12 protein-coding genes and 1 riboswitch are annotated in these 12,217 nt (G+C 36.9%); of the genes, 1 reads left to right on the forward strand and 11 read right to left on the reverse strand.

The features are described from left to right. Position 1 precedes the first annotated feature (1 nt). The 5 genes from purN to purE are packed head-to-tail and all read right to left on the reverse strand — an operon-like array spanning position 2 to position 4,265. Positions 2-622: a phosphoribosylglycinamide formyltransferase gene (purN, locus tag LKE46_RS10310; protein ID WP_291721513.1), complete on the reverse strand. Its 621-nt coding sequence runs from the start codon at positions 620-622 to the stop codon at positions 2-4. Then, the gene (gene purM, locus LKE46_RS10315) at positions 610-1,605 is read right to left on the reverse strand and encodes a phosphoribosylformylglycinamidine cyclo-ligase (RefSeq protein ID WP_291721515.1); all 996 of its coding nucleotides are present in this window, start codon (positions 1,603-1,605) and stop codon (positions 610-612) included. The genes purN and purM overlap by 13 nt, the downstream gene beginning before the upstream one ends. A gap of 40 nt (positions 1,606-1,645) precedes the next feature. Continuing rightward, positions 1,646-3,052: an amidophosphoribosyltransferase gene (gene purF / locus LKE46_RS10320; RefSeq protein ID WP_291721518.1), complete on the reverse strand. Its 1,407-nt coding sequence runs from the start codon at positions 3,050-3,052 to the stop codon at positions 1,646-1,648. Between the two features lie 22 nt (positions 3,053-3,074). Continuing rightward, a complete protein-coding gene (gene purC, locus LKE46_RS10325; RefSeq protein WP_291721520.1) occupies positions 3,075-3,782 on the reverse strand; it encodes a phosphoribosylaminoimidazolesuccinocarboxamide synthase in 708 nt (235 codons plus the stop codon). A 3-nt stretch (positions 3,783-3,785) separates the two neighbouring features. Then, positions 3,786-4,265, reverse strand: a complete 480-nt coding sequence (purE, locus tag LKE46_RS10330) for a 5-(carboxyamino)imidazole ribonucleotide mutase (protein ID WP_291721523.1) — start codon at positions 4,263-4,265, stop codon at positions 3,786-3,788. A 129-nt stretch (positions 4,266-4,394) separates the two neighbouring features. Beyond that, positions 4,395-4,495: riboswitch (purine riboswitch) on the reverse strand. A gap of 102 nt (positions 4,496-4,597) precedes the next feature. On the opposite strand from purE, the gene LKE46_RS10335 reads away from it, so the two are divergent. Next, positions 4,598-5,191 carry a GDSL-type esterase/lipase family protein gene (locus tag LKE46_RS10335; RefSeq protein ID WP_291721526.1) on the forward strand — a complete coding sequence of 198 codons (594 nt, stop codon included), beginning with the start codon at positions 4,598-4,600 and terminating at the stop codon, positions 5,189-5,191. On the opposite strand, the gene LKE46_RS10340 is transcribed toward LKE46_RS10335, so the two are convergent. The 6 genes from LKE46_RS10340 to LKE46_RS10365 form a co-directional block, all read right to left on the reverse strand. Next, positions 5,128-5,751: a YdcF family protein gene (locus LKE46_RS10340; protein ID WP_291721529.1), complete on the reverse strand. Its 624-nt coding sequence runs from the start codon at positions 5,749-5,751 to the stop codon at positions 5,128-5,130. The genes LKE46_RS10335 and LKE46_RS10340 overlap by 64 nt on opposite strands. A 101-nt stretch (positions 5,752-5,852) precedes the next feature. After that, entirely contained in the window at positions 5,853-7,283 is a 1,431-nt protein-coding gene (locus LKE46_RS10345) for an NCS2 family permease (RefSeq protein ID WP_291721532.1), read from the reverse strand. 71 nt (positions 7,284-7,354) lie between these two features. After that, a complete protein-coding gene (locus LKE46_RS10350; RefSeq protein WP_291721535.1) occupies positions 7,355-9,022 on the reverse strand; it encodes a TaqI-like C-terminal specificity domain-containing protein in 1,668 nt (555 codons plus the stop codon). Positions 9,023-9,046: 24 nt separating this feature from the next. Continuing rightward, positions 9,047-10,186: a metallophosphoesterase gene (locus LKE46_RS10355; RefSeq protein WP_291721538.1), complete on the reverse strand. Its 1,140-nt coding sequence runs from the start codon at positions 10,184-10,186 to the stop codon at positions 9,047-9,049. A gap of 14 nt (positions 10,187-10,200) precedes the next feature. After that, positions 10,201-11,577: an MATE family efflux transporter gene (locus LKE46_RS10360; protein ID WP_291721541.1), complete on the reverse strand. Its 1,377-nt coding sequence runs from the start codon at positions 11,575-11,577 to the stop codon at positions 10,201-10,203. An 82-nt stretch (positions 11,578-11,659) separates the two neighbouring features. Continuing rightward, positions 11,660-12,106, reverse strand: coding sequence for a MarR family winged helix-turn-helix transcriptional regulator (locus LKE46_RS10365; protein ID WP_291721544.1), 447 nt, complete (start codon positions 12,104-12,106; stop codon positions 11,660-11,662). Between the last annotated feature and the right edge of the window lie 111 nt (positions 12,107-12,217).

Below are 12,217 nucleotides of genomic sequence, written 5' to 3' on the forward strand. Positions count from 1 at the left end.
ATTATATGTCCTCCAAAATTTTCACTCTTCTCCCGGAAATTTTCACCTTTCCAAGGGAGATAAGCTTTATAACCTCAGGAAGCACCTTGTGCTCCTGTTCCAGTATTCTTCCCTGCAGAGTTTCTGCCGTATCGTCAAAATATACCGGAACTACAACCTGTTTTATTATAGGGCCGCTGTCAGTACCGGAATCTACAAAATGCACCGTACATCCAGAAACCTTTACTCCATATTCAATGGCCCTTTCATGAACCTTGATTCCATACATACCCTGTCCGCAAAAAGAGGGTATGAGTGACGGATGAATATTTATAATTTTATTTTCAAACTTCGAAATCAATTCACCTTCGAGTATGGAAAGCCACCCCGCACATACTATGAGATCAACCCTTCCATCCAATACATCCAATATATGTGATGAAATATTGCCATTGTATACCTTTCTGTCAAAAACATATGTGTCTATGTCATTTTCCCTGGCTCTCGAGATGGCATAAATTCCATCTCTGTCACTTATCACAGCTTCTATAGAGCAATTTGAAATATAGCCGCTGTTCACTGCATCAATTATGGACTGAAGATCCGTCCCACCGCCAGATACCAAAACAGCTATTTTAAACATACCTTTTTATCTCCTATTTCTACATTTCCAATTATAAAAGCTTTTTCTCCCAGCTCTGAAAGTTTACTGATTATCCTGTCGGTATCCTGAGAAGCTGCACATAATACAAAACCAATCCCCATATTATATGTATTGTACATTTCCTCTTCAGTCACTCCGAGACTGATCATATATTTAAATATTTCCGGGACTTCAAAACTCTTTCTATCTACAACTGCTGTAAAATTATCTTTGAACATCCTCGGTATATTTTCAAAAAAGCCCCCTCCTGTTATATGAGCCATTGCCTTGATGTGAAAGTTTTTTACAAGCTCAAGTACTGGTTTTACATATATCTTTGTTGGAACAAGAAGCTCATCTGCAAATGTCCTGTCTAAAAAGCTGGCATCCAGATCCGGTATAAGCTTTCTTACCAGCGAATAGCCGTTGCTGTGAACTCCGCTTGAAGCTATTCCTATAAGTACATCCCCATCTTTTACTGAACTTCCATCTATTATATCTTCCTTTTCTACAACTCCCACGGAAAAGCCTGCTATATCGTACTCACCTTCAGAATAGAATCCTGGCATTTCGGCAGTTTCTCCGCCGATCAATGCACATCCTGCCTGAATACATCCATCGGAAACACCTTTTACAAGGTCAGCAGAAATTTTTGAATCAAGCTTTCCACAGGCTATATAGTCAAGAAAAAATATCGGCTTCGCACCATGACATAATATGTCGTTTACACACATGGCTACACAGTCTATTCCAACGGTATCATACTTTTTCTTGTGAAATGCTATTTTCAATTTTGTTCCAACTCCGTCCGTTCCAGAAACCAGAACCGGATTTTCATACTTTCCAAGCTCGAACATTCCCGCAAAACTTCCGAGTCCATTTAAAACTCCCGGAATAAAAGTAGAAGCTGAATACTTTTTTATCAATTGTACAGATTTGTACCCCTCTTCAATATTTACGCCGGAATCCTTATAGGTTATCATTAACTTACCACCCCTCAAAATATTTTTGATTCTATATTAATTATACCAAAGTTTTATATTCTTTATCCGGAGTAGGCATTGGATATTCTCCATTGAAACATCCAAGACAATAATCCTTTTTCTTGTTCTTTTCGAATGATTCTATCATCCCGGAGATACTTATATAGGCCAGACTGTCCGATCCTATCTTTTCATTTATTTCCTCTATGGAAAAATTGGCCCCAATAAGTTCATTTCTGTAAGGAGTGTCAATCCCGAAATAACACGGACACTTTACTACAGGTGAAGACACCCTGAAATGAACCTCCTTGGCACCTGATCTTCTAAGTATTTCAACAAGTCTTTTACTCGTAGTTCCCCTTACAATGGAATCATCCACAATAACCACTCTTTTACCTTCCACATTCATCTTAAGAGGATTCAGTTTAACTGAAACAGCCCTTTCCCTCAGCTCTTTGGAAGGAGCTATAAAAGTCCTTGCTATATATTTGTTCTTTATAAAACCTATTCCATATGGTATCCCTGATGCCTCCGCAAATCCAACTGCAGCAGGTATTCCGGAATCCGGAACTCCTATTACCACATCCGCTTCCACAGGACTTTCCATATAGAGTATCTTCCCTGCTCTTACTCTCGAAGAATATACATTTATACCATCTATGGTGCTGTCCGGCCTTGCAAAATACACATATTCAAAAGCACAGGTCTTGCATTCTATCCTGTCTGTAAATCTGTCAGAGGTTATACCCTGATTGTCTATAATTACAATTTCACCAGGAAGTACATCCCTTATGAATTCCGCTCCTACAGCATCCAATGCACAGCTTTCAGAACACAGTATATAACTGTTGTCTATTTTCCCGATACAAAGAGGTCTTATACCGTTTGGATCTCTTATACCGATCAGTTTATCTTCAGTCAGAATAGCAAGGGCATAGGAGCCCTTCACATTTTTCAATGATCTGGAAATGGCATCTTTGATATCCTGTTCCTTGCTGTCTACAATGAGACTCAATATAACTTCCGTATCAGCTTCACTTTCAAAACAGCAGCCGCACCCTGAAAGTTCTTCCTTCATGAGCTTCGCATTAACCAAATTTCCATTATGGGCCATGGCTATGCTTCCTGACTTATACTTTTTAACAAGGGGCTGGGCATTTTCAATATTGCTTGATCCAGCAGTAGAATATCTTACATGTCCGATAGCACTTCTACCTTTCAGTTTGCCCAATATTTTCTCGTCAAATACGTCGGCAACAAGTCCCATTCCCTTATAGCAGTCCAGTTTATATCCATCGGATACGGCTATACCCGCACTCTCCTGTCCTCTATGCTGCAGTGCATATAATCCATAATAGGTTATGGAAGCTACATTTATATCATCTTCCGTACAGAATATGCCGAATACCCCACACTCTTCTTTAAACTTATCATCTGAAATGTGCATTAGATTCTTTCCTTTCCATTAATTATTTTCCACTTATTCTACTGAGTATTTCCTCATAAGCCTCTTTTACATTGCCCATGTCTCTTCTGAATCTGTCCTTATCCAGTTTTTCATTGGTCTTTGCATCCCAGAATCTGCATGTGTCTGGTGATATCTCATCCGCAAGAACTATCTTCCCATTGAACTTTCCAAATTCAAGCTTGAAATCTATCAGCCTTATTCCCTGTTTGATGAAAAATTCCTTCAGCACTTCGTTTATCCTGGCTGTCATCTTGTATATCGTATTTAATTCATCTTCCGTCGCAAATCCAAGGGCAATTGCATGATAGTCATTGATAAGTGGATCTCCCAGTTCATCATCCTTGTAGCTGAGTTCAAACACAGTAGTCTTGAGTGCAGTACCTTCTTCCACACCCAGCCTCTTCGCCATACTTCCTGCTGCTACATTTCTCACTATTACTTCAAGGGGAATTATACTAACTCTTTTGCAAAGCTGCTCCCTGTCACTCAGCTTTTTTTCAAAATGAGTGTCAATTCCATGTTTTTCAAGGAGTTCAAACAGCATTGATGTAATAGTATTGTTAAGCACGCCCTTGTCTGATATCTGCCCCTTCTTTTCTCCGTTAAAAGCTGTGGCATCATCTTTATAATAAATTATAACCCTGTCCTTATCATCCGTTTCATATACCTTCTTTGCTTTTCCCTCATATATCATATTTTTCTTTTCCATAATTTATAATTCCACTCCTTCTCCATTTTCTTTGATGAATTTTTCCTTCATGTTTTTTCTGTATTCAAGCAACTTGCTTTTGATTTCAGGATATTTGAGTGCCAGAATTTCCACTGCAAGCATTCCTGCATTGTAACTGTTATTTATTCCAACTGTAGCCACAGGTATTGATTTTGGCATCTGGACTATGGAAAAAAGGGAATCAAGTCCTGATACAGCTGCATTAAGCGGGACCCCTATAACCGGCATGGTCGTATTGGCTGCAATAACACCTGGAAGATGTGCTGCAAGTCCGGCACCTGAAATAATACATTCAAAACCTTCATCCTCAAGTTTTCCAATTGTTTCTATAAGTTTCTCTGGAACCCTGTGTGCAGACAGTACATAAGCTTTATATTGAATACCAAATTCCTTTAGAGCCCTGGCAGCCCCTTTCATTTTTTCTGTATCTGAACTGCTGCCAAATATAATTGCTACCTTCATATTCGTCCTCCTTGAATTTTGTAAATAAAATTTATTTTAAAAGTATAAAAAGGCTCAAATAAATCCATATACGAATCTATAAGAAGCCCCAAAATCGATAAACAAATTCAAAGCTTGGTTTTGCGGCAAACTTTAAATGAATTTATCCATAGACGGGAAATTTACGGCTTCCTGTAGAAACTCCTAAACCACATTATTAGGATTATATGGATACTTAATGTTTATGATATAATTATATTAACATAGGAAATTACATTATTCAATATAATAATCCAAATATATTGAATAATGTTCGACATGATACGAATATTTAAAGGAAGTGAACTTGCATAATGAAACTAGTATGCATAGGTGACAGTCTGACAACAGGATATGGAGTTTTTACGGAAAATTCCTGGATATACAAACTCAAGGATGCCCTTAAAATAGAAATAATAAATAAAGGCGTCAATGGAGATACTACTGCAGGTATGCTCTCAAGATCCTTCAGTGATGTAGTAGGCCTGAAGCCGAATTTTGTTTTCATAATGGGCGGCTGCAATGATATAATGTGTCTTCATCCCCTAAAAAATATAGAAGACAATTTTTCCGAACTGGTAAGAGAAGCTGTCAAATACAGCATAGTACCCATTGCAGGCATAGAACCTCCCGTTATTGGATCACTGGCAAGTATTCACTGGGCCAATGATCTGAATTATACTGAAGTAAACAATATACAGCAGCAGTACAGGAACTGGCTGATAGATTACTGCAGCCAAAACAGAATTGAGTACATTGATTTTTTCGAATTGTTTTCTGAAGAACTTAAATATACAGAACCTGAGAAGTTGTTTATAGACGGAATTCATCCTTCTCCATTAGGTCACAGTATAATGGCAGATATGGCAGTTTCAAAAATGCTCAGTATACTTGCCCGTATCAGGTAATATTGCCAGAGAGCCGGGATTTCCCTTATATAACCTTTAATTTCATGGGCTTTGTAATCCGAGACAAAAACTCCTGAATAGCTTGCATTGATATCTTGTTTTCTTGCCATTAAGGAAGCTCTCTTCAAATGAAACTTATTGGATACTATAATCGCCGTTTTAAAGCCTTCTTTCTTCATTATACGACTGGAATTTGTCAAATTATCCATGGTGGACATGGACTTGTCCTCCATTATTATTCGTTTAGGATCAACTCCTCTGGAAATCAAATAGTTTCTCATGGCCATTGCCTCAGATATGTTCTCTCCATTACCCCTGCCGCCAGAGACGATAATATAACTTCCATAACCTCTATTGTACAATCTCAAGCCCTCGTCGGTTCTTGCCGCCAGAAACGGGCTTGGCGTACTGCCATAAACTTTGCATCCCAGAACAATTATACAGTCCGATTTTTCCGGTTTGGAGTTTTCCCCAAAAAATATGACTTCAAATCCAGTTATAAGCACAGCTACAAATACTACAGTAATAATGGACAATATAACCTTTAGAGACTTCTTCATATAAAATCACCTGCCTTAAACTATTGTCAATATAATAACACATTTAAAGACAAAAATGACCGATTAAAGTCAAAAGCTTCAATCGGTCGTACTAACTATAACTACGAAAGCATTGCAAATCTAAATATAAAGAGCGCTGCCAGTACATATACTATTGGATGAACTTCCTTGTATTTTCCTGTAGCCACTTTTACTATTGGATAAAATATTATAGCTGCTGCTATACCATTTGCTATACTGTAGCTAAAAGGCATAAATGCTATTGCAAAGAAGGCAGGAAGTGCCTCTGTAAAATCATCGAAATTTATTTTTGTAACCGCACTCATCATAAGTACTCCAACAATTATAAGGGCAGGTGCAGTAGCTTCAGTTGGAACAATTCCTACCAACCCGCTGAAAAACAGTGAAAGTATGAACAATATTCCTACTGTAACAGAAGTAAGTCCTGTTCTGCCGCCTGCTGTTACACCCGATGTGGATTCAACATATGTATTGACAGTACTTGTACCAAGAATTGAACCTATTGTAGTTGCAAGTGCATCTGACAAAAGAGCCTTGTGCATATTCTTGACTCTTCCATTTTTGTCAACCATTCCTGCTCTTTCAGCTGTACCCACCAGGGTACCTATAGTATCAAACAAATCAACAAGTGTGAATGTTATAATTACCATGATCAAACTCGTAATAGCACCAACTGCCCCTGCTTTCCCTATATCTAAAAGGCCTCCAAAATCAAAGGACATAAATGTAGGCGCAAGTGAAGGCGGCCTGCTTATAATATGTATGTCTGAAAGATGTGTCACCCCAAAAGGTATACCGACTATTGTAGTCAAAATTATTCCAATGAGTATTGATCCTTTTACCCTTCTTGACATGAGTATTGCAGTAATCAAAATACCTATGATTGCAACAAGTACATGAGGAGTAGTCAATTTTCCGAATGCCACCAGCGTAGCCGGATCTGATATTACTATACCTGCATTTTTAAGACCTATAAGTGCTATAAAGAGGCCGATACCTCCGGATATGGCCAGTTTAAGGTTGTGCGGAAGTGCATCCACAATTTTCTCTCTTATAGAGGTTACTGTAATTATTATAAATATTATTCCCGATACAAGAACTGCCGCAAGTGCCTGCTGCCATCTGTATCCCATTCCAAGGCAAACACTGTAGGTGAAAAATGCATTCAGGCCCATTCCCGGTGCCTGGGCAAAAGGAAGATTTGCATAAAGTGCCATTACAAAAGTTCCAACAGCTGCTGCTATACAGGTTGCAGCAAATACCGATGCCACTATAGGATCATTGATTGCGGAAAGCCCGGCCTTGACAGCTGCATCCCCCATAAGACCCTTTGTATTCATTCCAGCCTGCATAAGTATGCTTGGATTTACAAAGATTATGTATGCCATAGTGATAAAAGTAGTGATTCCTGCCAGGATCTCCGTCCTAACTGTAGTATTGTTTTCTGAAAGCTTAAAAAATGATTCCAAAAAAGATTTCTGTTGTTCATTTGAATCCTTAGGTTGTTCCATGTTTTCTACCTCCAAATTATATAGATGATATCATAAATTTCATGATATCATCCTAGCATATACAAGTCAATCTATTTCCCAAACAATTTCAATATTATACTTCTGTCATTTTGCTTCACTCCATACAGTTCAAATATGCTGGAATCCAGTTCCTCCTGTATTAAATTTCTTTTAACACCGTTACTGCAATTAAGTATGTCTGAAACCATATTCTCAATTCTGTATTTTTTATTGCCGCTGCATATTTTTATGGGGATTCTGTCCAAATTGTATTTTTTTATCTGCGGCATTGATCTGTAATTGGTAACAAGAAAACTTCTATAATACCATTGAATTAACTTGGAATTGAGTATACCTAGAATATACTCAATTGAATACTTTGTATCCTTCAATATAATACCATATAATGACTGTTCTATGACATATCCCCTGCCGTCTAAAGCAGCTTCTATACTTTTGCCTGTCTTTCTCAATACTATTTTATTTTTGTATGCCAGTTTTTCAATATTTTTAGTACCGCCTTTTATATTTTCATCCACAAAATCATAATAGTAATTACCCGATATACTGTATCTGCCTACGTTCCTGCCTCTTAATATCTCTATCTGTGTCTTGTTGTGCCTGACTTGTGTAATCATACTCTTACTGCCTATAAAGCCGGTAAATGTGGTACATATGCTGCCGAGCCTGCAGCTGTCAAATTCAACACCCTTCCTTATTTCACCGTACCCGCTGTCCAGATCATGGAAGAACTCAATATTGGGATTTTTTTTATAGTCGATCTGATTTATTTCATATTTTGCCTCATCCTTGACATCCACTATGATTTTATTGTTCATATCATACTTATTTTCGGCTATAAAGATCATAATATCCGTGCTTATACCAGGAAACTTTATTCCAAATACAAGACGGGCGATATTATATCTTTCCAGTATATATCTTCTGAATTTTCCATACTGCACATTGCTTGCAAATCTATCAGGAACTACAATTCCTATTTTCCCATTTTCATTTAACAATTCCAGGGATCTTTTTATAAAATATTCATATAGATTAGGAAGATATCTGTTACCATCGTATCTGTCAATATAATATTGAAGCATATTATCATCTACTGAATTTTTGAATTTTCTGCTAAGTGACACCCACGGTGGGTTACCAACAACATAGTCATATTTTTTACTCCAGAAATCAACCATAACTTTGATATCAGTGCCTTCAATGCAGCTGTCATAGTCTTCATCCCATTTTATAAGGCTGTTACAGCATACTATATTCGAGCTCAAGTCAATTTTATCCCTGCAGAGAGAACACAAATTGTGCTTCGTAATCTCAACGGCATTTGAATCTATATCGGAACCAAATATACAATTTTGGAGCAAATGGCGGCTTAAATTGCCTTCATTCCAGTATCTACAGCCAGATAGAATGATTTCTTTCCCGTTTTTATCAATTTTATATAATTTACTTCCGAACTTCTTTCTCAATTGTCCAAGGTTCTCCTTAAACTTCACAAAGAGCACTTTATAGGCACTTACGAGAAAAAATCCGCATCCGCAGGAAGGATCGAGTACTTTTACAAATGGATTTTTTAGTACATCAACATCCTTCATTGTATTTTCAAGCAGAAAATCTACAATATAATATGGAGTATAAAAAGTACCATTCTTCTTTCGCAGTCCTATTCCCAACGATTTTTCGTAGTCGTGTCCCAATACTTCTCCCTGTTTATCCATAGCTCTTCTTCTCCATAAATCATCTTATTTAAATTTAATTACGGCCTGAACAATCTGTGATTTGCTTCCGAGCCTTATTGGCGGTCCCCATGTTCCAAATCCCGAAGATACTATGCAGTTGAATCTGCCTTCTTTCAAGTACCCATTGTCCAATTTGAACACCCGCCTTGTAATTAAATTATTGGGATATATCTGTCCCCTGTGAGTATGTCCGGAAAACTGAATATCCACATTGTTTTTTATTGCACTGTCAATATCTATAGGCTGATGATCTACAAGTATTATTGGTTTTTCCATATCAATATTCTCAAGAAATTCTTCCACTTTTCTTCTTCTTTTCTGATTGAATATTTCACTGTACTTGTCATCTCTTCCAGCTATATAGAATTCATCATTTACAAGAATTATATCATCAACGAGCAGATTTACACCAAGGCTTTTATAAATTCCCCCAAGCTTTTTTGTGTTTGAACCTATATACTCATGATTTCCATAGACAGCATATGTTCCATACTTGCTGTCCACATCTTGAAGAGGTTGTAAAATATCATAAGCTTCATCCATATCAATGTCATCATCTATTATGTCCCCGCCGAGTATTAGGATATCCGGTTTCAACTTGTTGATTTCAGCCACCATCCTAACAAGTCTCCCTTTTACCATCAGCCTTCCCATATGAACATCCGACACCATTATGATATTCAATTTCCTGATTTTACCTGAATTTTTATCAACATCAATAGTATAATTTGCTATTTTCAGATGTCTTGCATTATAAGTCCCATAAATCAATATGAGAACTATTATTACAGCCATGCAGAGATCAATATATACAACATAGCTGTTGAATATTCTTCCATAATGTGGAATAAAGTACAGGAACATCTTTAAAATTCCCATTACAGCCAGGTAAATAACTTCATATACAAGTGCTCCAAGCCAGTAGGCTCCAATTACATACACAATTTTATTAAGAGGAGCCGGCAGCAAATTTTTATTATATCTCCCTATAAAGAAGGAAAATACAATAAAAATGAATACAACCCAGTAAACATACAAATTGAATTGTGGGAAAAAATACTGGATCACATTTGAAAAGCTAAAGCCTATATATATATTTATCAAGGTATATACTGCAAAAAATACACTCTTTTTTAAAAACATATATGATCACCCTATTACAATTGCATCCCGATATCTCCGGATGTTTTATTTTGTTGAAAATTAAGTTTTTTAAGTTCAAGTGTCAAAAATACTGCTGTAAGCATTGAAGATATTGTATCGGATACAGGCGCTGCCATCCAGACACCGTTGAGCCCAAATATTCTAGGCAGTATAAGCAGCATAGGTATAAGCACTATTACCTGTCTTGAAAGTGCCAGAAGCATTGATATTTTGGCCTTTCCTATTGCCTGAAAAAAATTGGAGCTTACTATTTGAAATCCAACAAGTGGAAACATAAGCATGAATATTTTTATTCCATTTACAGATATATTGGTCAAATTAACATCTGCTTTGTTAAAAAGACTTACAAGTGCATGGGGAAAAATATGTGCTGACAGAGTTCCGGTTATTGCTATAAAGCTTGCCGCTATGACTGCGAGTTTCAGTGTCTCTTTTACACGCATATACTGTTTTGCCCCGTAGTTGAAGCCAATTATAGGCTGAGATCCCTGGTTGATTCCGAATATGGGCATGAGTACAATAGTAACTATGCCGTTTATTATACCCATGGCTCCTATGGCCAGATCTCCTCCATATATGCCAAGGCTTCTGTTGAATATTATATTTACAACACTTGCTGCCAGCTGCATGGCAAAAGGCGCCATACCTATAGTAAATATACTCATTATTACATCTTTTTTCAATACCATATTTTCTCTTTTTATCTTGAGTATGCTGTTTCCCCTCAAGAAATAATACAGAACCCATACCATGTTGACCAGCTGTGAAATTACAGTTGCAACAGCTGCTCCTCTTATACCAAACCCGAGCACATATATAAATATGAAATCAAGTATTATATTGCATATCGCACCTATGAGCATTGTACTCATGGCCTTTTTGGGATCTCCTTCGGAACGTATTATATTATTTAGTCCGAACCCTATAGTCTGAAATATTGATCCTGCAAGCAGTATAACGATAAATTCTCTTGCATAATCTATAGTGCTTTCACTTGCGCCAAAGGATTTCAGCATTGGATCTACAAATATCAACCCAAAAGCAGTGACAATTACAGATACTATCACAAGCAGCACCAGGGCATTGCCCAATATGAGCTCAGCTTCATCTCTCCTGTCCTCCCCCAACTTTATGGAAATTCTTGCAGCTGCACCAATGCCCACAAGCATTGCAAAGGCCATTATAAGTATTACTATAGGAAAGGTTAAGCTAACTCCTGATATTGCCATGGCACCTACTACTCTTCCTATAAATATCCTGTCTATTACGATGTACATGGAATTTACAAGCATACCTATTATAGCGGGTATTGAAAATTCCATAAGCAGTTTGCTTATTTTCTTATCTCTTAATTTATCTGAACGTTCCAATCTATTTACCTCCTATTCACAACACAATAACCCATATTCATAAATTTTTAAAGTATTTAGCCTCCTAAATATAATAAGCGGACTATTCCATGTTTTCATATATCCTCTTCAGCCATACCAGAAGAAGCTGTTTTTCTTCTTTTGAAAACCCTCTGCTTAAAAGCTCCTCCATTTCATCATTTATATGTGCACATTTAGATCTGAAATCCCTTCCACTGTCAGTTAGATATATCCGGTTTATCCTTGCATCTTCCCTATCTCCCTTTCTTATTGCCCATCCTTTTGAAACAAGTGTATTTACAAGCGCTGTAAGTGATGCCGGTCTTATCTGAAGTTCCAGAGCTATTTCCTTTTGTGTAAGTCCGTCTTTAATCCACAGTCTTGATAATACACATACCTGCGAAATTGTTAATGACAGTTCATTTAACTTACAATTATATAAATTAGTCATATTCCTATAAATCATTCTTATCCAGTGAGTTATTAAAATTTCGGGTATATACTGATGATTGTCTTCGTCATTACACATAATATTAATTAGCCTCCTAAATAAACATACAATTTATCCTATAACAATAATAAATTATTGTCAATATGTTTCGAAAGCACAGAATTGTAATACCTAATTAACATTTTTGAC

The sequence above is a fragment of the Clostridium sp. genome, from assembly GCF_022482905.1.
Lineage (GTDB): Bacteria > Bacillota > Clostridia > Clostridiales > Clostridiaceae > Clostridium_B.

Bases quoted from the DNA above. Each gene is read 5' to 3' on its own strand.
- purN (WP_291721513.1), bottom strand. From the start codon at position 622: ATGTTTAAAATAGCTGTTTTGGTATCTGGCGGTGGGACGGATCTTCAG.
- purM (WP_291721515.1), bottom strand. From the start codon at position 1,605: ATGATAACCTATAAGGATTCCGGCGTAAATATTGAAGAGGGGTACAAA.
- purF (WP_291721518.1), bottom strand. From the start codon at position 3,052: ATGCACATTTCAGATGATAAGTTTAAAGAAGAGTGTGGGGTATTCGGC.
- purC (WP_291721520.1), bottom strand. From the start codon at position 3,782: ATGGAAAAGAAAAATATGATATATGAGGGAAAAGCAAAGAAGGTATAT.
- purE (WP_291721523.1), bottom strand. From the start codon at position 4,265: ATGAAGGTAGCAATTATATTTGGCAGCAGTTCAGATACAGAAAAAATG.
- LKE46_RS10335 (WP_291721526.1), top strand. From the start codon at position 4,598: ATGAAACTAGTATGCATAGGTGACAGTCTGACAACAGGATATGGAGTT.
- LKE46_RS10340 (WP_291721529.1), bottom strand. From the start codon at position 5,751: ATGAAGAAGTCTCTAAAGGTTATATTGTCCATTATTACTGTAGTATTT.
- LKE46_RS10345 (WP_291721532.1), bottom strand. From the start codon at position 7,283: ATGGAACAACCTAAGGATTCAAATGAACAACAGAAATCTTTTTTGGAA.
- LKE46_RS10350 (WP_291721535.1), bottom strand. From the start codon at position 9,022: ATGGATAAACAGGGAGAAGTATTGGGACACGACTACGAAAAATCGTTG.
- LKE46_RS10355 (WP_291721538.1), bottom strand. From the start codon at position 10,186: ATGTTTTTAAAAAAGAGTGTATTTTTTGCAGTATATACCTTGATAAAT.
- LKE46_RS10365 (WP_291721544.1), bottom strand. From the start codon at position 12,106: ATGTGTAATGACGAAGACAATCATCAGTATATACCCGAAATTTTAATA.